This window comes from Pseudoflavonifractor sp. SW1122 (genome assembly GCF_012027765.1).
Classification (GTDB): Bacteria; Bacillota; Clostridia; order Oscillospirales; family Oscillospiraceae; genus Enterenecus; species Enterenecus faecium.
Genome location: NZ_SJOS01000002.1, coordinates 89,538 through 113,103, shown reverse-complemented (window position 1 = coordinate 113,103; position 23,566 = coordinate 89,538). Strand labels below are relative to the sequence as shown.

The following is a 23,566-nucleotide window of genomic DNA, read 5'->3' as shown; positions in this document are numbered from 1 at the left end:
AAGTGGTGTACATAGCCATAAAATTCACTGGATGAAATCAAAAAAGTCCAGCAACCCAAAGGCTGCTGGACTTTTTGGCGGAGACGGTGGGATTCGAACCCACGGACGGTTTTACCCGTCAAACGATTTCGAGTCGTTCTCGTTATGACCACTTCGATACGTCTCCATCAATGATAGCTGATATAGAATACATGATTTTCCTCCAAAAGTCAACGTTCTTTTTCGCTACTACAGGTTATAGTAAGATATTGACAGCATTTAATGGGAATTTAAGGGCTCGTAATCATTTTTTACGAAAACAACACATAGTATACTAAAAGTATATGCGCTTTCATTTGCTTTTTTGTGCATCTTGACTTTATTGTTCTGTCGCAGTATAATGAAAGCCACAAAATAAACCACAGCATCATTACCTCATGAGTTGTTCGAGGAATTGGGAGGCATATACCTTGAATCACACCGAATATCTCAACGATGCCATCGCCCGTTTCAGCGCCGGAACCAGCCACGACGCCTATCGATTTATGGGCTGTCACAAGGAGGTCCGGGACGGAAAGGAGGGCTATGTGTTCCGTGTCTGGGCCCCTCATGCCCGTTCTGTCCGGGTTTTGGGCCGATTTAATGACTGGGACACCGATGTGCCGGCCATGGACAAGCTTACCGATGGAATTTGGGAGCAGTTTTTGCCCGAGGCCAAACACTTTGACGAGTACAAATTCTACATCGAACGCCCGGATGGCTCCTTTGTCTTCAAGAGCGATCCCTACGGCGTACATACCTGCACTCGGCCCGAGACTGCCAGCAAGATCTATGATCTGGACGGCTTTGAGTGGACCGATCAGGAGTATTGTGCTGCCCGGGCCAAGGAGCAGCCCCTCACCCGTCCTCTGAACATCTATGAGCTGCACCTGGGGTCTTGGCGTAAGCATGCCGATGGCAATTACATGACCTACGAGGAATACGCCAACGATCTGGTCAAGTATGTCAAGGATATGGGCTATACCCACATCGAGCTGCTTCCCATCAGCGAGTATCCCTTTGAGCCCTCCTGGGGCTATCAGGTCACTGGATATTATGCCCCCACCTCCCGGTACGGCACACCCAAGGACTTTATGAAGTTTGTGGATATCTGCCACAGCGCAGGTATTGGTGTGATTTTGGACTGGGTGGGCGCGCACTTCCCCAAGGATGAGACGGGTCTGTATGAGTTCGACGGCGGTTGCTGTTACGAGCCCTCCGACCCTCTGCGCAAGGAGCACCCGGACTGGGGCACCCACATTTTCGATTATGGCCGTTACGAGGTGCGGTCCTTCCTCATCTCCAATGTGGTATACTGGTTGGATATGTACCATGTGGACGGCATTCGAGTGGACGCCGTGGCTTCCATGCTCTATCTGGACTACGGACGCCGGGATGGTCAGTGGCGCCCCAACCAGTACGGCGGCAATACCAATCTGGACGCGGTGAAGTTCTTGCAGGACATGAGCGCCGCTGCCTTCGAATTTAACCCCGGCGCTCTGGTCATCGCCGAGGAGTCCACCGCCTTCCCCATGGTCACCAAGCCTGGATATGACGGCGGATTGGGCTTTAACTTCAAGTGGAATATGGGCTGGATGCACGACATGCTGGATTACATGTCCACCGACCCCCTGTTCCGCAAAGGCCGTCACAACAACATTACCTTCTCGCTGACCTACGCGTTCTCGGAAAACTTTATCCTCCCCCTCTCTCATGATGAGGTGGTCCACGGTAAGTGCTCCCTGCTCAACAAGATGCCGGGAGACTACGAGGAGAAGTTCCAGAATCTCCGAGCCTTCTACGGCTATATGATGACCCATCCCGGCAAAAAGCTGGTGTTCATGGGCGGAGAGTTCGGTCAGTTTATTGAATGGGATTTCACCAAGGAACTGGACTGGTTCCTTTTGGAATATGATAAGCACCGTCAGCTGCAAGATTATGTCCGGGATTTGAATCACTTCTACCTGGCCCATCCTGCCCTGTGGCAGAATGACAACGATTGGCACGGCTTCCAGTGGATTGCCTGTGACGACAACAGCCAGAGCGTGATCTCCTTCCGGCGCGTGGATGCCAAGGGGAAAGAGGTTGTGGTTGTGTGCAACTTCTGCCCGGTCACCCGCGAGCACTACTGCATCGGTGCGGCCAAAGCCGGTACTTATATTCCTGTTTTGTCCAGTGACGACGTGAAATATGGTGGCACTGGTACCCCGCTCAAGCCGGTCAAGGCCAAGGCGAAACCCATGCACGGGCTGAAATACTCCATCGAATTGACTCTGCCGCCCCTCTCCACCGTATATTACGAACGAGAGGCGCCCCAGAGAACCCGCAAGACGGTGGAAGGCGTGCCCAGCGCAAAGGTGAAAAAAACCAGAGTTTCCAAAAAGCAATCCGCTGGCAAAAAGGCCAGCAAATAACCATCGCATATAACCAGCGAGGAAAGATGAATTAGGGGGGCTTCACTGTGATCGAACGAAAAAAAGAATGCATCTCCATGCTCTTGGCCGGCGGCCAGGGCAGTAGATTGTATGTACTGACAGAAAACACCGCAAAACCCGCCGTGCCTTTCGGCGGCAAGTATCGCATCATTGACTTCTCTCTCTCCAACTGCGTCAACTCCGGCATTGATACCGTGGGTATTCTCACCCAGTATCAGCCCCTGGAGCTCAACGACTACATCGGCAACGGCCAGCCTTGGGACCTGAACCGGAATTTCGGCGGCGCCCATGTGCTCCCTCCCTATACCAAGACCACCAGCAACCAGTGGTATAAGGGCACGGCCAACGCCATCTATCAGAACATCCCCTTCATCGAGAGATATCAGCCCGAGTATGTGCTCATTCTCTCCGGTGACCACATCTATAAGATGGATTACAACAAGATGCTGCAGTTCCACAAGGAGAAGGGCTCCGAGTGCACCATTGCAGTCATCAACGTCAGCATGGAAGACGCCACTCGTATGGGCATCATGAGCACTGACGAGAACCAGGCCATCGTGGACTTCGAGGAGAAGCCCGCCCATCCCAAGAGCACCCAGGCCTCCATGGGTGTGTACATCTTCACTTGGGCCGCTCTGAAGAAGTACCTGATTGCCGACGAGGCCGACCCCAACTCCGAGAACGACTTCGGCAAGAACGTCATCCCCGCCTTCCTGCGGGACGGCCGTCCCATGTATGCCTATCCCTTTGAAGGCTACTGGAAGGACGTGGGCACTCTGGGCAGTCTGTGGGATGCCAACATGGACCTGTTGGACCCCAAGGACCCCCTGGATATGCGCAACCCCCACTCCAAGATCTATGCCCGGAACTATGCCAGCCCCTCTACCATGATCGCCCCCTCCTCCAAGGTGTCCAACTCCTTCATCACCGAGGGCTGCCGCATCAAGGGTACGGTGGAGAACTCCGTGATCTACACCGGCTGCGAGGTGGAAGAAGGCGCTGTGGTCAGCGGCACCGTCCTGATGCCCAACACCATCGTCCGTAAGGGCAGCACCATCAGCTACGCCATCGTGGGTGAGCAGTGTGTCATCGAAGAGAACGTCACCATCGGCGCACGCCCGGAGGACTGCCTGGGCGAGGATTGGGGTATCAGCGTTGTGGGTCACAAGAAGACCATCCCCTCTGGCACCGTGATCAAACCCAAGGAAATTGTTTAAGGGGGGCTACAAAGATGAAAATGTGTGGAATTATTTTCTCCGAGATGTATTCGGATGAGTTGAACGCTTTTACCCATGACCGCAACATGGCGGCTATCCCCTACGGCGGCCGTTACCGCCTGGTGGACTTCGCCCTGTCCAACATGGTCAACTCCGGCATCACCAGCGTGGGCGTGCTGGCCAAGCAGCACTACCACTCTCTGATGACCCACCTGGGCAACACCCAGGAGTGGGACCTGAACCGCAAAAACGGCGGCCTGCAGATCCTCCCCCCCTACGCCAGCGAGAGCCTGAACCAGGCCAACCGCGGCAAGCTGGACGAGCTGCGCAACGCTCTGGACTTCCTCCGGGAGGACACCTCTCCCTATGTGGTGATGGCAGATGCCCACGTGATCTGCAACATGGACTTCCGCCCCGTGGTGGAGTCCCACATCAACAGCGGCTGTGACATCACTGTGGTTGCCACCCAGAGCAAGATGAGCAACAGCAACACCTACAAGTCCGTCATCCAGGTGGATGGGAACATGCGGGTCACCAGCTACGCGCTGGACCACGTGCCCCAGCCCGGCGACTACTGCGGCATGAGCATTATGGTTATGGACCGTCAGGTGCTCATTGACACCGTGTCTGAGTTCACTGCCCGGGGTGTCTACTTCCTGGAGCGTGACTTCATTCAGTCCCGCTTCAACACCGGGGACCTGTCCATCAACATCTACCCCTTCACCGATCCCGTCCTGCGGGTCAACGACATTGAGAGCTATTTCAGCAGCAATATGGCTCTGCTGGACGAGGGCATCAGCAAGGCTCTGTTCCGTCCTGACCGTCCCATCTACACCCGCGTCAACGACGAGGTGCCCTCTCACTACGGCATGGACTGCAACATCTCCGGCTGTATCATCGCCGACGGTTGCATTTTGGATGGCAATGCGGAGCACTCCGTCATTGGTCGTGGTGTGCGCATCGCCAAGGGCGCTACGGTAAAGAATTGCATCATCATGCAGGGCAGCGTCATCGGCGAGGGCGCCAGCCTGGAGAACGTCATCGTGGACAAGTGGGCCACCATCACCGCCGGTAGCCAGCTCAAGGGCCTGGAGACTGCTCCCGTGATCATCCGCAAAGGAGTCACTGTATGAAAATCTTATTTGCCGCCAGTGAAGCCGCTCCCTTTTTAAAAACGGGCGGGCTGGGCGACGTGGCATCTGCGCTGCCCAAAGCGCTCAGTGCCGACGAAAACGCACAGGTGGCTGTCTTTCTCCCCTACTACAAGGCCATCAAAGACAGTCCCAGGTGGGACATTGAGTTTCTCTGTAACTTCCGGGTGCCCCTGTCCTGGCGCAGCGTGTACTGCGGTGTGTTCCGCGCCAAGGACACCCAGAGAAACTTGCAGTACTACTTCATCGACAATGAGTACTACTTCTATCGGGACAATGCCTACGGCTACTACGACGACGGCGAGCGCTTCGCCTTCTTCTCCAAGGCCGTTTTGGAGTCCCTGCAATACCTCAACTGGTATCCCGATGTCATCCACGCCAACGACTGGCAAACTGCCATGATTCCCGTCTTCCTCCGGGCCTTCTATATGGGCCTGGATGCCTACCAGCCCATCCGCACCCTGTTTACCATCCACAACATGGAGTATCAGGGCAAGGCGCCGGACTCCTTTGTGGACGAGGTGCTGGGCTTGCCGGAGGATTGGCGGGGTACCACCCAGTTTGACGGCTGCACCAACATGATGAAGGCCGCCATTCTGGTGTCTGACCGGGTGAGCACTGTCTCCCGCACCTACGCCTACGAAATTCAGGCCCCCTATTACGCCCATGGGCTGGACGGGGTACTGCGCCACCACAGCTACAAGCTCAGCGGCGTGGTCAATGGTATCGACACCGATGTCTTTGACCCCTCCACCGATCCTCTGATCCCGGTGAATTACACCTGTGATCAACTGGACAAGAAGGCGGAGAACAAGCGGGCGCTTCAGGAAAAGCTGGGATTGGAGTGCCGGGACGACGTGCCCATGGTGATTATGATCACCCGTCTGGTCTCCCACAAGGGTCTGGACCTGGTGCAGGCCGTCATGGATGACCTGATGCAGGAGGATATCCAGCTGGTCATCATCGGCACGGGCGAGCAGAACTATGAGGATATGTTCCGCTCCTATGCCGACCAGTACCCGGAAAAGATGTCTGCTAACATCGTTTTCGACAACAAATTGGCTCACGAGACGTACGCCGGCGGCGATCTGGTGCTGATGCCCTCCAAAATGGAGCCCTGTGGCCTGACGCAGCTCATCGCCATGCGCTACGGCACCGTACCCATCATCCGGGAAACCGGCGGATTGTACGATACCGTACCCGCTTTGAACCCGGAGACCATGGAAGGGCGCGGCTTTACCTTCAAAAGTTACAACGCCCATGACATGCTGGATGCTGTCCGGCGCGCTGCTGCTTTCTATCAGGACAGCAAGCACTGGAAGCTCCTGCAAAAAAATGACATGAAATTTGATAGTTCTTGGAATCAGTCCGTCCAGGAGTATTGGCAAATCTATCGTTCCATGTTATAATTGTACCGTGTTGCCTCCCCCCGATTACAGCCCGCTCATGCGGGCTGTGCTCGGGTACGGGCAACACGGTTTTCAAATTTTTGCGGATGCCTTGTGATCCGCACAGAGGAGTTCAGTTTCATGAATCAGAAACAGATTATTGAAAAACTGGAAGAGACCTTGTTACGACGCTATGGCTGTCATTCTGACACCGCCTCTCCCCAACAGATCTACCGCTGTCTCTGCTACCTCGTCAATGAGATGCTGGTGGAAAAGAACACACAGTTTAACCGCAAGACCAACAAGGACCAGGACAAGCAGGTATACTACATGTCCATGGAGTTCCTGGTTGGTACCTCCCTGCGGAACAATTTGTATAATTTAGGCCTGGAAGAGCTGTTCACCCAGGCACTGGATAAGTGTGGCATCGACATCCATGACCTGTATGAGATGGAGCCTGATGCCGGTTTGGGCAACGGCGGTCTGGGCCGTCTGGCCTCCTGCTATATGGATTCTGCCACCACTCTGGGCATTCCCTGCACGGGCTATTCCATTCGCTATGAGTTCGGTATCTTCAAGCAGAAGATCATCGACGGCTGGCAGATGGAGTTCCCCGATGACTGGCTGACCATGGGCGATGTGTGGCTGGTGCCCCGAGAGGACGAGGCCGTGGAGGTCAAGTTCGGCGGCGAAGCCCACGGCTGGGACGACAACGGCAAGTACCGTGTGGCCCACGTCAACTATCAGTCCGTCATGGCTGTGCCCAACGATATGTATATTTCCGGCCACGACACTGACGCCGTGAACAAGCTGGTGCTGTGGAGCGCCAAGTCTCCCCGCAGCTTTGATATGACCGCTTTCTCCCGGGGCGATTACGCCAAGGCCCTGGAGGGCGATACCATGGCCGAGGTCATCTCCAAAGTCCTCTACCCTGCCGATGACCACATTGCTGGCAAGCGTCTGCGCCTGCGCCAGCAATACCTGCTGGTATCTGCCTCCCTCCAGACCATTCTGCGCAAGCACCTGAAGACCTATCGCAGTCTGGACAACCTGGCAGACAAGGTGTCCATCCACATCAACGACACCCACCCCGCTCTGTGCGTGCCCGAGCTGATGCGTCTGCTGCTGGACGAGTACGACTACGGCTGGGATGAGGCCTGGGAGATCACCTGCAATACCCTGTCCTACACCAACCACACCGTTATGAGCGAAGCTCTGGAGCATTGGAGCGAGAGCCTCTTCTCCGAGCAGATGCCCCGTGTGTATCAGATCGTGTGCGAAATCAACCGCCGCCTGGTGGAGGATCTGCGGGCCAAGTATGGCAACGACATGGGCAAGATCAACTACATGGCCGTCATCGCCAACGGTGAGATTCGCATGGCCAACCTGTGTCTGGCCGCCTGCCACAAGATCAACGGCGTGTCCAAGCTGCACACCGAGATTCTCAAGGACAGCATCTTCCGGGACTATTACCAGATGGAGCCCAATCGCTTCCTCAACGTCACCAACGGCATCGCCTACCGCCGCTGGCTGTGCCAGTCCAACCCCGACCTCAGCGCTCTGCTCAAAGAGCTCATCGGGGACGGCTTCGTCAAGGACTCCAGAGAGCTGGAGAAACTGCTGAAGTACCGGGACGATGCCAGCGTGCTCAGCCGCCTGCAGGAGATCAAGCTGGCCAATAAGCAGCGCCTCAGCGATTTGATTCTCCAGCGCAACGGCATCCAGGTGGACCCCAACTCCCTGTTTGACGTCCAGATCAAGCGTCTGCACGAGTACAAGCGCCAGTTGCTCAACGTCCTCCAGATTCTGCACATGTATCTGGAGATCAAGCACAACCCCAATGCCCCCTTCCAGCCCCGCACCTTCATCTTTGCCGCCAAGGCCTCCGCTGGCTATATCATGGCAAAGCAGATCATTCAGCTCATCTGCGCGGTGTCTCGCCTGGTCAACTCCGACCCCGTGGTGCGTGACAAGCTGAAAGTGGTGTTTATGGAGGACTACAACGTCTCTCTGGCTGAGAAGATCATCCCTGCCGCCGAAATCTCCGAGCAGATTTCCATTGCCGGCAAGGAGGCCAGCGGCACCGGTAATATGAAGCTGATGATTAACGGTGCCGTTACCCTGGGTACACTGGATGGGGCCAATGTGGAGATTCGGGAGCAGGTGGGCGATGAGAACATCGTGCTCTTCGGCCTGCGTACCCCCGAGGTCAACGACCTGTGGCATCACGGGTACAATCCCCTCGTATATATTCATAACGATCCCCAGCTCCAGGCTGTGATGGATCTGCTGCGCACCGGTTTCTCCAACATGCGCTTTGACGATATTGTCAATTCCCTGATTACCAACCACCGTGGACCTGCCGACCCCTATATGTGCCTGGCGGACTTTCACGACTACGTGCGGGCTCAGAACGATGTGTCCGCCCTGTATGCTGACCAGCGCAAGTTTACCAACATGTCTCTGGTCAACATCGCCAAGGCCGGTCTGTTCTCTGCCGACCGCGCCGTCACCGAATATGCCGAGAACATCTGGCATCTGAAGTGACCTATTTTTCCTCATTGTCTGGAGTTTTGATGGATGAATGTCGCATTTAATTGCCTGTTAGAAGAATATAAGACTCCTTTTGGCTGTGTGATGGAAAACCAGCCCTGTTCCCTGACGGTAAAGGTGCCGGACTACTACGCCGTCAGCGGCGTGGATGTGATTCTCACCACCGACACCGCCTACGGGATGCAGGTATCCTTCGAGTTGACCGACACGCAGGACGGATATCAAATTTATAAAACGCAGTTTTCCCTCCCCCGGTGCGGACTGTATTTCTATCACTTCCGCTGCCAGGGCGCTCAGGGGCCGTTCCAGGTCTACCGCTGTGGAGAGACGGATACCAGCATCAACCAGGGAGACCTCTGGCAGTTGACCTGTTACCCACAACAGTTTCACACACCCAAGGCCTATGCCGGAGCCGTGATGTATCAGATCTTTCCCGATCGCTTTTTTCGCTCGGGCTCCTGTGATCTGACCGAGAAACTGCAGCCCTATTGGGTACACGAAAACTGGGACGACACCCCCTATTATCTCCCCAACGAGCACGGAGAGGTGCTGAATAACGACTTCTTCGGTGGAAATCTGCGAGGGATTCGGGAAAAGCTGCCCTACCTCAAACGGATGCATGTGGACGTCATCTATCTCAACCCCATCTCCATGGCGTTTTCCAATCACCGCTATGACACTGCCGACTACATGCGTCCCGACCCCATGTTGGGGACCGAGGAGGACTTTTCCGCCCTGTGCGCCGACGCCCACAAGCTGGGTATGAAGGTGATTTTGGACGGCGTGTTCTCCCACACCGGCAGCAACAGCGTGTACTTTGACCGCAACCATATCTTCGGACACGGTGCAGTCAGTGACCCCAATTCCCCCTACCGCAGCTGGTTTGATTTCCAGGAGTACCCCAACCGCTACACCTCCTGGTGGGGCATCGACACCCTCCCCTGCGTCAATGAGATGGACCCGGCTTTTCTGGAGCACATCATCACAGGAGAGAATAGCGTCATTGCCCACTGGATGAGCTTGGGCGCCGACGGCTTCCGTCTGGATGTGGCCGACGAGCTGCCCGATGACTTCATCGCCCTGTTCCGCCAGCGCCTCAAGGAGCTGAACCCTGAGGCGCTGCTGCTGGGCGAGGTGTGGGAGGATGCCTCCAACAAGATCAGCTACGGAGCCCGGAGAAAGTATTTCTCCCACGGAGAGCTGGACTCGGTGATGAACTACCCCTTCCGCAGTGCCATCCTCTCCTTCTTGGCCCAGCCGGATGCCAACAGCTTCCGGGCCAACATCATGTCAGTGGTGGAGCACTATCCCCAGGAGGTTCTCCACTGCCTCATGAACAGCCTGTCTACCCACGACACTCCCCGCATCCTCACCCTGTTGGGCGACAGCTTTGACGGCTCCAAGCAGGAAAAGGCCAACCGATTTCTCAGCGAGGACGCCAAACTCTGGGCGGTGCGGCGGGAGTGCGCAGCGGCAGCGCTGCAATTCACGCTGCCTGGCATGCCGTGTATCTACTACGGAGATGAGGCCGGGCTGGAAGGGTTTGAAGACCCCTTTAACCGCCGGTGCTTCCCCTGGGGGCGTGAGCTTACCTCTCTGCAGACGGCCTATGAGTCTCTCAGCCGCATCAAAGGCAGATATGCCGCCCTCAAACGAGGCCATATCACCTTTGAAAACCCTAACGATCATGTCATTCATTTCATCCGCACCTTGAACGGCCAGCGGATTCACACCATTGTCAACGGAGGCTCCGACCCCATGACCCTCCCCATCACGGGACAGCTGCTGTTCCAGTCCTATATCAATATGGAAAAGCGGTTGCTGCATCTGGAGCCCTGGGGTGTTGCCATTATTTTGGAATAAGCGTATCTTGACGACAAGAAAAAGAGGAGTTGAGCGCAATGAAGCAAGTGTGTTTTGGCGTGGACATCGGCGGAACATCCGTGAAGCTGGGGCTTGTGGACGAAGAAGGCCCTCTGCTGCACAAGAGCGAATTTCCCTCTCCCCGTGACCCTGCCGCCATGTTTGACCGGATTGCTCAGGAAATCCAGCAGGTAAAGGCGCAATTCGACGACTGTGCCTTTGTGGGTGCAGGCGTGGGCGTCCCCGGACCTGTGTTCAACCAGGAACAGGTCAAGGGCTGCGTCAACCTAGGCTGGGGGGATATCAACGTGGCCACCGAGCTGTCCAGCCGCACTGGTCTGGTGGTAAAGGTGGAAAATGACGCTAACCTGGCTGCTCTGGGCGAGCTGTGGCACGGCGCTGGCAAAGGCCGTAAGAGCTTGGCCATGCTCACCGTGGGCACTGGCATTGGCTGTGGTATCATTTCCAACGGCCAAATCATCTCTGGCGCCAACGGCGCAGGCGGTGAAGCTGGCCATATGCCTATGAGCTTCCACCAGGACTGGCAGTGCTCCTGCGGCAAGTACGGCTGTCTGGAGGTCACTGCCTCTGCCACCGGCATCATCCGTGCCGCCCGGGAGTTCCAGCCCTTCCAGGACATGGAGAAAGTCACCGCTAAGGACGTGTTTGACGCAGCCAAGGAGGGGAACCAGCAGGCCATGGAGGTCATTCAGACTGCAGCCAAGGCCCTGGGTGTGGCCTCTGCTATGATCGGCTGTATCGTCAACCCCGAGATCTTCATCATCGGCGGTGGTGTGTCTGCTGCTGGCTCTATCCTCATGGACCCCGTGGTGGATGCCTACCGGGAAAACGTGTTCTCCCCTGCCCGTCAGGCCACCTTCGCTCTGGCCCAGTTGGGCAACAACGCCGGAATTTATGGCGGCGCTGGTCTGTTCTTCTATCATGCTTAATTCCCTTAACCAAGGGTAAATTTATTTCACAAGGAGTTGCACACTATGTTAACGTTGGATTTGTCTCATCTGGATGGTTTCGTATCCCAGGAGCAGCTGACCGCTATGGCCGACGAAGTGGCCGCCGCTCACGCCAAGCTGTATGATAGTTCTGCCCCCGGCTCCGATTTCACCGGTTGGGTGCGTCTGCCCGAGGCCTATGACAAGGAGGAGTTTGACCGCATCCTCAAGGCTGCCAAGAAGATTCGCTCTGACTCCGAGGTGCTGGTGGTCATCGGCATCGGCGGCTCCTACCTGGGCGCCCGTACCGCCCTGGAGATCTTTCCCTCCGACGGTCCCGATATCTGCTTTGTCGGCTGCTCTCTCAGCCCCAATGAGATTCAGAAGGTCATGCGCCGCATCGGCAACCGCAGCTGGTCCATCAACGTGATCTCCAAGTCCGGCGGCACCATTGAGCCCGCCATCGCCTTCCGTATTTTCCGTGAGCACCTGGAGAAGAAGTACGGCGCTGAGGCCAACAGCCGTATCTACGCCACCACCGATAAGGCCCGTGGTGCTCTGAAGTCCGTGGCCGACAAGAACGGCTGGGAGACCTTCGTCATTCCCGACGAGGTGGGTGGCCGCTTCTCCGTCCTCACCGCTGTGGGCCTGCTGCCCATCGCCGTGTCCGGCACCGACATCAACGAGCTGATGGCCGGCGCTGCCGAGGCTATGGAGAAGTATGACCTGCGCTCCATGGACAACCCCGTGTGGCAGTATGTCGCCGCTCGTAACCTGCTGTATCGCCAGGGCAAGAAGATCGAGATCTTCTGCAACTACGAGCCCTCCTACACCTTCTTCGGCGAGTGGCTCAAGCAGCTGTTCGGTGAGTCCGAGGGCAAGGATGGCAAGGGCATCTTCCCCGCCAGCGTGCAGCTCACCACCGACCTGCATTCCATGGGTCAGTTCATCCAGGATGGCGAGCGCATCCTCTTCGAGACTGTGATCTATGTGGATGACACTGGCTGTGACGTGGCTGTGCCCCACTGCGACGACGACGGCGACAACCTGAACTATCTGGCTGGCAAGCCCATGAGCTTTGTCCGTGAGATGGCCTTCCAGGGCACCCTGGCCGCTCACCACGACGGCGGCGCTCCTGCTATGGTCCTGCGCAGCCCCAAGATGAATGCCCGCACTCTGGGCGAGCTCTTCTACTTCTTCGAGCTCTCCTGCGGCATCAGCGGCCACGTGCTGCAGGTCAACCCCTTCAACCAGCCCGGCGTGGAGGCCTATAAGAAGAACATGTTCGCTCTCCTGGGCCGTCCCTAATTTTCGTTTCATGCAAACTCCTATGGCTGTCTCTGGGCAGCCATAGGAGTTTTTACATACTCTTTACAAAATACGACAAGAAATCTTGACACAGGTTTTGTAAAGTATAGATAGTGGTGTATTACGTCCATTTCACAGCTAAAACCGCTGTGAAGATCATATAACAGGAGGATAGACATGAAGCATGCAGTGATTGATATCGGTTCTAACTCCATGCGTTTGACGGTGTATTCCGTGGAAAAAGAGAGTTTTACCGTTCTGTTTAAAGAAAAGATTATGGCCGGGCTGGCCAATTATATGGAGCACGGCATCCTGACGGAGGAAGGTATCCGCAGAGCTGGAGCTGGACTGCTCTCCTTTGCAAAGACGCTGGACCACCTGGAGATCACCAACATCTCCGCCTTCGCCACCGCCTCCCTGCGTAACGTCCATAACTCCCAGCAGGCTGCTGCCGCCATCAGCCAGATGGTGGGGTTCCCCATCGAGGTGCTCTCTGGCGAGGAGGAGGCCACGTTCGGTTATGTGGGTGCCATGCAGGACACTGCCATGGACAGTGGACTGTTTGTGGACATTGGCGGCGCCAGTACCGAGTTGGTGGAGTTTGAACATGGCCAGGTGAACCAGGCCTCCAGCTTCCCCATTGGCTCACTGAAGCTGTACCGGGACTGTGTCAAGCGGATTCTTCCCGGAAACGGCTCCTATGAGCGCATGGAAAAGGTTTTGAAGCGGGAGCTGGGCAAACTGCCTGCCCAGGACCTTACTTCCCATCAGATTGCAGCGGTGGGCGGCTCTGCCCGAGCCGCTTTGAAGCTGTCCCGCACGGTCTTCCAGCTGCCCCAGACCTGCCGGTCTGTCACCGCTGACCAGCTGGATGAGGTATTTGCCCTACTCCGCTCCGACCAGCGCACGGCCACCGATCTGATTTTGAAGGCAGCACCTGAGCGGCTGCACACACTCATCCCTGGCCTGATGATTCTGCGCCATGTGGTGAAAACTTGTCAAGTAAACGAGGTCATCGTCAGTCGGTACGGTGTCCGGGAGGGTTATTTATGCCAGAAGATACAGTCAAAACTATGAAAGATTACAGCTACACCCAAAACCGAGAACTGAGCTGGCTGCGGTTTAATCGCCGCGTGTTGGAAGAGGCGGCAGACCAGACCGTGCCGCTGTTGGAGCGCCTGAAATTCATCTCCATCTTCACCAGCAACCTGGATGAATTCTTTATGATTCGAGTGGGCAGTCTCTTCGACCTGGCTGCCATTTCCAACAACAAGGAGCGGGATAACAAAAGCGGCATGTCTCCCCGGGAGCAGCTGCGTTGTGTCTACGAGACCATTCCTCCCCTCATCGACCTAAAAAACCATCTCTACGAGTCCCTCTGCACTCAGTTGGAAGAGGAAGGCATTGTGGATGTGTCCATGGACCAGCTGACAGAGGCGGAGCAGCAGTACGTCTCCCGGTATTACACCGCCAACGTACTTCCCACCCTCTCTCCCCAGATTGTGGACTCCCACCACCCCTTCCCCCACCTGGAAACAAAGCGGCTTTACATTTCTCTGCTGTTACGGGAGAAAAAAGATCGACTTTCTCTGGGATTTGTCCCCCTCCCTGCCTCTCTTCCCGCTTTTCTCATGCTGCCCAATTCCAATGGCCGCTATCTCCGTATGGAGCAGATGCTCCTCCACTGGGCGCCCTCCCTCTTTGAGCGATACAAGGTGGCAGACAGCTGTGTCATCTGCGTCACTCGCAATGCAGATATCAGCTTTGACGTAGATAAGTTTGAGGACACCACCGAAGAGGACTTCCGGAACCATGTCAGCAAGCTGCTCCACCTTCGAGGTAAACAGTCTGCGGTGCGCCTAGAGGTCTCTCGGCCTATTTCTCAGGCCTTTCTGGACATTTTACGGGACAGATTGGACCTGGAAGCGCACCAGGTGTTTGTGGACCGCTCTCCGTTGAATATGAGCTATGTCTTTGCCCTGATTGGTCAGCTGCCTGCTGATGTCAGTGAGAAACTCCTCTTTCCTCCCTATCAGCCTCGCCAACCGGAGGATTTGAACCCCAAGCAGAGCATGATTCAACAGATTCAGCAGCGGGACCGACTCCTGTTCTATCCCTTTGACTCCGTCAACCCCTTCCTGCAATTGCTTCAAGAGGCCGCCGAGCGCAAGGATGTCATCGCCATTAAAATGACTATCTACCGTCTGGCCTCTTCTTCCAAGATTGCCCGTATTCTCTGTCGAGCGGCGGAAAATGGGAAAGAAGTCACCGTACTCATGGAGCTGCGAGCCCGTTTTGACGAGGCCAACAACATCGCCTGGTCCAAAGTGCTGGAAGAAGCCGGATGCCGGGTCATCTACGGCGTCGAAGATTACAAGTGTCACAGCAAGATCTGCCAGATTACCATGCGCCGGGGCGATACCCTCAACTATATCACTCAGATCGGCACAGGAAACTACAACGAAAAGACCTGTGCTATGTACACGGATCTGTGCTTTATGACTGCTGATAAGCAGATTGGCCTGGACGGTGCCGCTTTCTTCCGCAATATGCTGGTGAGCAATCTCAACGGCAGCTATCAGCGCCTTCTGGTCTCCCCCAACGGTATTCACCAGGCTCTCTTAGACCACATGGATGAACAGATTATCTTGGGACATCAGGGATATATCTGCATCAAAGCCAATTCCCTCACAGAACGGGCCATCATCAACAAGCTTCAGCAAGCCAGCCAAGCAGGCGTAGAGGTACAGCTGATTCTCCGGGGCATCTGTTGTATTCGGCCCGGAATTCCCGGAAAAACCGAGAGCCTCCACGTTACTAGCATTGTGGGCCGCTATCTGGAGCACGCCCGCATCTACTGCTTTGGTCGGGGAGAACAGGCCAAGTATTTCATCTCTTCGGCGGACTTGATGACCCGAAATTTGTTGCGCCGAGTTGAGATCGCCTGTCCTATCGACGACCCACAGGTAAAATCCCAACTGGAATGGATTCTCCGCACCCAGTTGCTGGACAATGTGAAGGCCAGTTCCATGCTCAGCGACGGGAGCTACCTGAGAAAAACCAGTACCGTATCCCCTCTCAACAGTCAAGAGGAGTTTATGCGTACCTCTTCTCATACGGCACAGCCTAGCTCCGCACCTGCTAAGTCCAAAACCCAGGGCTCCCTATTGCAGCGGCTAAAGGATCGCTTTCCCTGGACCATTACAAGAAAGTATTGAAATTTCCCTGATTCTGTGGTATACTCCATACCCGTAGTCACCATGACATGCGGGTATGATGGAATTGGTAGACATGCGAGATTTAGGTGCTGTCACCTCAGTGAAGAAGTTTTTGTAAAAATAGCGGCAGGGAGTTCCTGCTGCTCATATATGCGGGTATGACGGAATTGGCAGACGTGCAGGATTTAGGTGCTGTCACCTCAGTGAAGAAGGTGCAGGTGTGGTATGGAAAGTCAGATGACAAAAGGGCATTGCTATCTCTGTGGCGCAATCGTTGCAAAATCGGGTTTTTTGAAGCATTTTTCCTCCAGACATTCTGGCGGGGAGGAAGCGGAGAACCAGAAATGTGTCCTCCTTAAGGTGGAGGACGCCGAGGATAAGGTGTATTGGCTGTACCTCGATATGCCGCTGACCTCTACGCTTAAAACGCTGGATACTTTTTTGCGGGAGATCTGGCTTGAGTGCTGTGGGCATATGAGCGCATTTTATCAACGCGGCGGGGTGGAGATAGGGAAGAGCACAAAGCTGGAGCGCATTCCGACCGGTTCCGTTCTCTTTTACGAGTATGATTTCGGCAGTACGACAGAGCTTCGGATTACGTTTCTGCATCCTGTGTCCCGTCCCAAACAGCGCAAGGCTGTCCGTTTGCTGGCTCGGAATCTGCCTTTGCTTTTCGAGTGCGGACAGTGCGGCGAGGCGGCGGATTACGTCTGCTGTGAATGTGACGCGATGGAGGAGTACCCGTTTTTCTGCGAGAAATGTATGGCGTCCCACGAGCACGAAGGATGCGCACTGCCCGTGGTCAATTCCCCAAGAATGGGCGTATGCGCGTACTGCGGGGAATACGATGTATACGAGTATTCGGACGGTACCGAAAAAGAAGGGTGAAAGAGCAGCGCAAGCAGGATGTGCTGTCTGCATCTATCCTTCTCAAGCAAAAACGAGATATCAAAAGCGACAGGAAAAACTCCTGTCGCTCATATAAGCGGGTATGGCGGAATTGGCAGACGCGCTGGATTTAGGTTCCTGTGCCGAAAGGCGTGTGGGTTCGACCCCCACTACCCGTACCATGTTATCCCAACACTATAGATGCCGTAGGCGCAACGCCTACGGCATCTACCGTTTCCGGGATTTTTCTCCTCAAAATTTCACCGAAAATTCCATAGATGCAAACGCCCTGTTTCCCCCGACTGGTGGGACTTGAACCCCCCTTTCCCCGTCGTTGGCACAGATATAGGCAAACAGCGCCCTTTTTGAACAAAGCAGTTTCAAAAAGGGCGCTACTCTTCTCCAAATAGAATATACAGCGTTTCTAGGCGTCAATTTGTTGGTCGTGATCGATCATCAGATTGGCGCCTTTTTTCATTTCCAGCAAAATTAAAAAAGGGCGCCACGCCCCAAGGAGGTAATCATTATGAAACGAGACACATTTTTTCAGGAGCTTCGCCGAGTACTCCAGCGAGAGGGATTTACCACCCAAGCTGTGCAGGACGGTCTACTTCCCGTGGAGTGGGATGGACACCCTCTCTGCAGGATCACAGAGGGCGGCGGTGTACGCTACTGGCAGGAGAATGTGGCAAATTTGGAACGGGAACAAGCCTGTCAAAGAGCCGCAGATCTGGCCTGTATGGTGCGGGAATACACTACCCTGCTGGAGCAGGCTCCCCCCTTGAGGGCACAGGGGCTGACCGGAGACTTTCGAGTGCTGGCCGACTTCAACGGGACTGTGCTGGCTGGACACCAGACCAAATTCGGCATCCACTTTGTGACTTGGGACCGGGGCTTCCGCTGGACAGGTCTCAACTACGGCCACTACTTTCAGGAAAACTACGTGGCTGCCAAGCAAGACTTTGCTATCCGTTCCGGCCTTGTCCCCCAGTACCAAGTTTTCAACCAGGAACAGCTCACAGAAATCTTTCATTGCTGCGCTGATACCCTAAACACCAACCTGAACCTGTCCCCCAAGCAGGAGGCATACATCCGGGGTATCCAGGCTCAGATAGAAAATGGCATACCCGATGTTGTCGATCGCATCAAAGCGCAGGAACAGCAACTCGCACAACCTTATATCCCCCAACATACCATGTGAAATTGCGCCGGAGTTCTAACCAAAACTCCAGCGCTTTTTCTATTTTATCGAAAGGAGGACAATGCCCATGCCCCATTACTTCACACGGGATTCCCCTCTATGATAGCGAGGAACCCGGATCACTTTTACAAGAGATGAGACAGATCATTTCAACTCAGAAGGGACGTGATACAAGTGAAACTCATCCAACGCATCCTTACCGCAGCTCTGTGCGGTGCTCTGTGTCTCGGGGTATTGCCTGGAGCAGCGGCACCCTCAGAAACGCAGCCATCCCAAGAGGTGGCGACAGAGGCAGCCGAACCCACCGTTGAGGCTACCACAGAGGAAGAATTGCCCCTGCTGGCCACCATGTCGGCCTGGTCTCCCGGCGAGGTGGTCAATACCTGGGAGGGAGAGCCCTACACCTCCATCACTGGCCATAAGTACGCTCTGATGAAATTCAGCTTTATGCGCTACTACAGCGACGGTACCAAAAAAATTATCACCAGCACCCAGGCAAGCGGCTACACCAACAACAAGTACTATGTGGGAAACACCCTGGCCTACTGCATCGAGTCCGGTAAGGCCTTTGACGGAGGAGACTACACCTCTGGAGAAGCTGGCACATCGGACTATCTCAAATTATTGTCTCCCACGGCCCGTGAAGGCATTATGCTTGCCATGCTCTACGGATATAACCCGGAAAACCCCAGCTATATGCCAACAACCAGCCAGGTTGGATGTGCCTTCAACGTGGACGACTTTGCCTTTGCCACCCAGATCATTATCTGGGAGTATCAAAGCGGCATCCGCACCAGCCCCACCTCTATTTCCGCTCTGTCCTACGGGGGCAAGACCATCGAGGCAAACAACTATGTGAAGTGGATTGAGGGACATCCGGCCAAGAACTGCTATGACTGGATGCTGGACCAAATGGCTGAACATCGAGTAATCCCCAGCTTTGCCAGCACGGATGTGGGCCTCAATATGGCTCACACCATGCAGTATGATGCCATCAGCGGTAAATACACAGTGACCCTCACAGATACCAACCACACCGGCTGTGACATCACCTTCCCCTCCACCAGCGGGATTACCGTCTCCCGCCAGGGCAACACCTACACCTTCTCCACCACCCAGGAGATTACCGATCCCGTTACTCTGACTATGCGGAAGAATGTCCCCCAAAATACAGGAGCCCTGCTCATCTGGTCCAACGGCGTGGGCCAGACCTTAGCCACCGGAGTGCAAGACCCGGTGGTTTTTTATTTGCAGCTGCACACCCAGCCGTTGGGGATGCTCACCATCCACAAGTCCGGTCAGGGAGACCAGGACCTGTCTGGGGTGAAACTCCAGCTGTTGGATGACCAAGGAAACGTGGTGACCTGGAGCCAGCAGGCAGATGGACGCTATGCCGCTCTGGTGGTGCAGAACGGCCAGTTTGTGGAGGGACAGGACACCGACACGCTGATCACAGACCCGCAGGGCCAAGTGGAGCTGGTGAACATCCCCTTTGGCACTTACACTCTGCGGGAAATCCAGACAGAGGAAGGCTATCAGCTTCTGCCCCAGCCCATCACCATCACCCTGCCCTATGGGGTAGCCGGAGCCAAGGACACCACCAGCGACGAGGTGTACTACAGCAATGGCACCAACTACTATTACCATCTCACCTACGACCTGCGCAACACCCTGGTGTATCGCCTGCCTGCCACAGGAGGCTATGCCATCTGGCTGATGAGTGCCGGATTGGCACTGGCCTGCCTGTGTGTCACTGGGCTGGCTATGCATAAAAAACATCAAACTGAACATTAAGGAGGACAATCGATCATGAAACAGAAGATGCATCGCTTTACCGCCATGGGGCTGGCCCTGTGTGCCGCCCTTGGCCTGTCCGGAACCGCCCTGGCCTATACCCCCCAGGATGCCACCATCGACTACGGACGCACTGCCAGTCTCACCGTCACCAAGTATGACCTCACCGCCGCCACTCAGGCCGGGGGAAGCACCGGTGGGCTGGTGTCCACCGGCAAGGAAAACCACGAGGCAGAGACCATGCTCCAGGACTACACCCTGGGCGGTGTGGAGTTTACCTACCTGCGCCTGGGCGGCATTGATATGTACTCGGATCAGGATGCCGCCAATGCCACCGTCCAGGTCATCTACGGGGTGGACAACGAGGACGTGCGGGACACGCTGGGTCTCACTTCGGAGGACGTGGTGAAAACCGAGGATGGCATCCCCTGGTATACCTCCGATACCCTAATCGACGCTTTGGAGGAACAGCTCACTGCCAACCGCCGAGCCACCAAGGATGCGCTGGAGGCGGAGGCCAACCAGAGCGGCACTGCCATGTCTCTCACCGATGACATCACGGGCACCACTTCCGTGGACGGCCTGGACCTGGGCCTGTACCTGGTGGTGGAGACTGAGGTGCCGGAGAATGTCACCTCCACCGTCAACCCCTTCCTGGTGTCCCTGCCCATGACGGACACCCAGACCGCTGACGGCTGGTTCTACGATGTCCATGTCTACCCCAAGAACGAGACCGGGAACCCCACCCTGGAGAAAGAGGTGGCAGACCTGGCCCACAGCATCAGCTTCTCCGGCGACGTTGATGGGCTGGGCTACCGGGATGTGGCCACCGGCAGCACCGGAGATGTGATGGGCTACCGCTACCTGTCCACCTTGCCCACCATCACCTCCAACGCCACCCAGCTCACCCAGTACCGCTTCGAGGATATTCTCTCTCCCGGCCTGGAGTACAACCAGTTTGACGTGAAAGTCTGCTGGTACGAGAGCTATGAGGCGGCTCAGAAGGACTACACCGTTGCCACCCCCAACACCCCTGCCACCCAAGGGGCCAATGCCGTGGAGACCTGGGAGTGCAATGAGAAGGGACAGGGTACATACTTCGATGTGTCCTATATGAGTGGCAGTGACGGATCCACTATGATGACTCTCCAGTTCAACGAGGCTGGTCTGGAACGCATCAATACCCCCGTGGACAACAGCCAGTAGGAAGGCCGCTATCCGATTGGACCTGTGTGGTGTACTACACCGCCAGGATCAACAGCACCGAGGACATGATCCTGGGTGCCGAGGGCAACCCCAACACCGTCACCCTCACCTGGGAGCGCACCAGCCAGGACTATATCGACACCCTCACCGATGAAGCCAAGGTGTACAGCTATGGCATCCACCTCACCAAGAAATTCTCCGCCGGAGGCACCAACTTTGACGCCGTCCAGTTCATTGCCCAAAACGTGACCAACGTCACTGGCAACTACTATGTGGTGGCAGAGGCCAACCCTGCAAAGGGTGTGTACTACGCCACCGGCACCACCACCAACGTGGACGAGGCCACCCGCATGACCCCTGATGAGACTGGCCACCTGTATCTGTATGGTTTGGAAGAGGACACTTACCAGCTCACCGAAACCCAGACCGATGCTGGGTACACCCTGCTGGAAGATGTGATCACCGTGGACATTGACACCAAGTACACCCCCGGTGTGCAGGTGGGCTCCCTCACTGCCTCCGCCACTGTGGACGGCTATTCCGCCACCATGGAGGCCATGGGGGACAGCGGCAATGCCCTGGTTCCCCTGACTGTCCTCAACACCCGTGGTTTTGATTTGCCCGAGACCGGCGGCCAAGGCACTATGGTAACCACTGTGGTGGGCATCGTGCTGGCCAGTGGGATGCTCACCGGGTGTATCGCCCTTCGCTACTGGAAGTGAAAGGGTGAGCTGGATGAAAAGAAGTAAAGCGCCTCTTTTGTTGGGGCTGGGCTGTGTGCTGGCTGTGGGGATGATGCTCTACCCCATGGCCAGCAACTGGCTTTCGGGGCAAACACGCTCCCAGGTCATTACAGAATATGAGACGGCGGTGGAGGTGCTGGACAACCAGGCTACCCAACAAGCCCTAGAGCTGGCCCAAGCCTACAACCGGGATCTGCTGGAGCAGAGCTGTTCCATTGCCGGATTCTCTGTCTCCGGTGCCCCAACCCCAGACAATAACATTCTCACCGCCCTGGACCCCACTGGAGGCGGCATGCTGGCTACCCTGGAGATTCCCGCCATCGACGTGATTCTCCCCGTGTACTACGGAACTCAGTCCACCACCCTTACCTCTGGTGTGGGGGTGGTGGAGGGCAGCTCCCTTCCGGTGGGAGGAGAAGGCAGCCATGCAGTTCTGGCTGGTCACAGCGGACTAGCCTCATCCCGGCTCCTCTCCGATCTGGATCAGCTCACACAAGGTGATGTGTTCTTCCTGCGGGTGCTGGATGAAACTCTGGCCTATGAAGTGGACCAAATCTCTGTGGTTCTCCCCGATGATGTGAGCCAGATTGGGATTGATCCACAAGGAGACCATGTAACCTTGCTCACCTGCACTCCTTACGGCGTGAACTCTCACCGTCTGCTGGTGCGTGGCACCCGGACGGAGTGGACAGCAGAGGACACCGTGGTTGCAACCGCCCAGAGCCAAAACCACGAAAGCAGTTGGTGGAGGGAATATCGCACAGCTCTGTGCATCGGGTTTGGTATCTATCTTGCCATGCTGGCGGTAGCTGTCCCGGTGGGTCTCTGGTGGGTTAAGCGGAGGAAAGCAGTTTACAGCAAGAGTAGTCTGTGATATTCTAAGGCAAACACCAATCTCCAATCAGGAGGAAAGGGTAATGCAAAAACAGGAACGCAAACTAACGCATAAAGAGCAGGAACGAAAAGCACGATTGGAACAGATTTCTCAAAAAATGAGTGCAGAAGGTTATCGTAGGCAGGACCTGACTGTGGGGGTTATTTTCGCCAATGTTGTGGGGCCTCTGGTTATGCTGCCATTCTGTGTGATTGTTGGAGTGATATATCTCTGCACTAAATTTTCGGGAGATATTTTGTCCTTTCATATCGGATGGAGTTTCCTTCCTCTGTTGATTGTCCTGATTGTTTTACATGAGGCGATACACGGGCTCACGTGGGGGATTTTTGCAAAAGACCACCTGAGGTCGATCGCATTCGGGGTGATTTGGAGTGCTCTTACCCCATACTGTACCTGCGGGGAACCGTTGAAAAGATGGCAATATGTTCTTGGGGGATTGATGCCAACATTCATTCTAGGATTTGGAATGGCTGTTGCTTCGGTTGTTTTGAAGTCCGACCTGCTATTTCTTCTGTCGGAAGTTATGCTCTTTGCAGGCTGTGGAGATTTCCTGATTGTCTGGAAACTTTTGACGTACAGAACAGGTGGAAAAGATGTCATGATTTATGACCACCCCTACGAATGCGGCACGGTAGTATTTGAACGTGAGAAATGAACTCTGATTATCCAATGAAAAATCATTGGATAAATGGATACAATTTTATAATTATGCCGAACGCAGGAAATCTTTCGAGATTT

General features: G+C 55.4%; 17 protein-coding genes and 2 tRNA genes. 18 read left to right on the top strand and 1 reads right to left on the bottom strand.

What is annotated here, in order from left to right; all coding sequences use genetic code 11:
- Positions 1 to 75: 75 nt before the first annotated feature.
- Positions 76 to 166 (bottom strand) — tRNA-Ser (locus E0L15_RS01240).
- 283 nt (positions 167 to 449) lie between these two features.
- Between E0L15_RS01240 and glgB the strand changes: the two genes are divergently transcribed.
- The 18 genes from glgB to E0L15_RS01150 all read left to right on the top strand — a co-directional run bounded on the left by glgB (position 450) and on the right by E0L15_RS01150 (position 23,483).
- Complete coding sequence (gene glgB / locus E0L15_RS01235; RefSeq protein ID WP_243155338.1) at positions 450 to 2,432, top strand: 1,4-alpha-glucan branching protein GlgB; 1,983 nt, start codon at positions 450 to 452, stop codon at positions 2,430 to 2,432.
- Between the two features lie 47 nt (positions 2,433 to 2,479).
- A complete protein-coding gene (locus tag E0L15_RS01230; protein WP_168124260.1) occupies positions 2,480 to 3,670 on the top strand; it encodes a glucose-1-phosphate adenylyltransferase in 1,191 nt (396 codons plus the stop codon).
- A 14-nt stretch (positions 3,671 to 3,684) separates the two neighbouring features.
- The gene (glgD, locus tag E0L15_RS01225; protein ID WP_168124259.1) at positions 3,685 to 4,803 is read left to right on the top strand and encodes a glucose-1-phosphate adenylyltransferase subunit GlgD; all 1,119 of its coding nucleotides are present in this window, start codon (positions 3,685 to 3,687) and stop codon (positions 4,801 to 4,803) included.
- Positions 4,800 to 6,230 carry a glycogen synthase GlgA gene (gene glgA, locus E0L15_RS01220; protein ID WP_168124258.1) on the top strand — a complete coding sequence of 477 codons (1,431 nt, stop codon included), beginning with the start codon at positions 4,800 to 4,802 and terminating at the stop codon, positions 6,228 to 6,230. The genes glgD and glgA overlap by 4 nt, the downstream gene beginning before the upstream one ends.
- Positions 6,231 to 6,350: 120 nt before the next feature.
- Entirely contained in the window at positions 6,351 to 8,756 is a 2,406-nt protein-coding gene (locus E0L15_RS01215) for a glycogen/starch/alpha-glucan phosphorylase (RefSeq protein ID WP_168124257.1), read from the top strand.
- A 33-nt stretch (positions 8,757 to 8,789) separates the two neighbouring features.
- Positions 8,790 to 10,625 (top strand): glycoside hydrolase family 13 protein, encoded by a 1,836-nt coding sequence (locus E0L15_RS01210; RefSeq protein ID WP_168124256.1) that lies wholly within the window; start codon positions 8,790 to 8,792, stop codon positions 10,623 to 10,625.
- A gap of 38 nt (positions 10,626 to 10,663) precedes the next feature.
- The gene (locus tag E0L15_RS01205; protein ID WP_087369354.1) at positions 10,664 to 11,575 is read left to right on the top strand and encodes an ROK family glucokinase; all 912 of its coding nucleotides are present in this window, start codon (positions 10,664 to 10,666) and stop codon (positions 11,573 to 11,575) included.
- A gap of 36 nt (positions 11,576 to 11,611) precedes the next feature.
- Positions 11,612 to 12,883 carry a glucose-6-phosphate isomerase gene (locus E0L15_RS01200; RefSeq protein WP_168124255.1) on the top strand — a complete coding sequence of 424 codons (1,272 nt, stop codon included), beginning with the start codon at positions 11,612 to 11,614 and terminating at the stop codon, positions 12,881 to 12,883.
- A gap of 177 nt (positions 12,884 to 13,060) precedes the next feature.
- Positions 13,061 to 13,960: a hypothetical protein gene (locus E0L15_RS01195; RefSeq protein ID WP_168124254.1), complete on the top strand. Its 900-nt coding sequence runs from the start codon at positions 13,061 to 13,063 to the stop codon at positions 13,958 to 13,960.
- Entirely contained in the window at positions 13,933 to 16,101 is a 2,169-nt protein-coding gene (gene ppk1, locus E0L15_RS01190) for a polyphosphate kinase 1 (protein WP_242955017.1), read from the top strand. The genes E0L15_RS01195 and ppk1 overlap by 28 nt, the downstream gene beginning before the upstream one ends.
- A 225-nt stretch (positions 16,102 to 16,326) precedes the next feature.
- Positions 16,327 to 16,989 carry a hypothetical protein gene (locus tag E0L15_RS01185; protein WP_087230251.1) on the top strand — a complete coding sequence of 221 codons (663 nt, stop codon included), beginning with the start codon at positions 16,327 to 16,329 and terminating at the stop codon, positions 16,987 to 16,989.
- Positions 16,990 to 17,086: 97 nt separating this feature from the next.
- Positions 17,087 to 17,171 (top strand) — tRNA-Leu (locus E0L15_RS01180).
- Positions 17,172 to 17,515: 344 nt separating this feature from the next.
- Positions 17,516 to 18,190: a hypothetical protein gene (locus E0L15_RS01175; RefSeq protein WP_168124253.1), complete on the top strand. Its 675-nt coding sequence runs from the start codon at positions 17,516 to 17,518 to the stop codon at positions 18,188 to 18,190.
- A 174-nt stretch (positions 18,191 to 18,364) separates the two neighbouring features.
- Complete coding sequence (locus E0L15_RS01170) at positions 18,365 to 19,984, top strand: SpaA isopeptide-forming pilin-related protein (protein WP_168124252.1); 1,620 nt, start codon at positions 18,365 to 18,367, stop codon at positions 19,982 to 19,984.
- A 15-nt stretch (positions 19,985 to 19,999) separates the two neighbouring features.
- A complete protein-coding gene (locus E0L15_RS01165; RefSeq protein WP_168124251.1) occupies positions 20,000 to 21,190 on the top strand; it encodes a SpaH/EbpB family LPXTG-anchored major pilin in 1,191 nt (396 codons plus the stop codon).
- A gap of 26 nt (positions 21,191 to 21,216) precedes the next feature.
- Positions 21,217 to 21,912 carry a prealbumin-like fold domain-containing protein gene (locus E0L15_RS12500; RefSeq protein WP_168124250.1) on the top strand — a complete coding sequence of 232 codons (696 nt, stop codon included), beginning with the start codon at positions 21,217 to 21,219 and terminating at the stop codon, positions 21,910 to 21,912.
- A gap of 13 nt (positions 21,913 to 21,925) precedes the next feature.
- On the top strand, positions 21,926 to 22,807 hold the full coding sequence (locus tag E0L15_RS01155; protein WP_168124249.1) for a class C sortase: 882 nt from the start codon (positions 21,926 to 21,928) through the stop codon (positions 22,805 to 22,807).
- Between the two features lie 43 nt (positions 22,808 to 22,850).
- Positions 22,851 to 23,483, top strand: coding sequence for a DUF3267 domain-containing protein (locus tag E0L15_RS01150; RefSeq protein WP_168124248.1), 633 nt, complete (start codon positions 22,851 to 22,853; stop codon positions 23,481 to 23,483).
- Positions 23,484 to 23,566 lie beyond the last annotated feature (83 nt).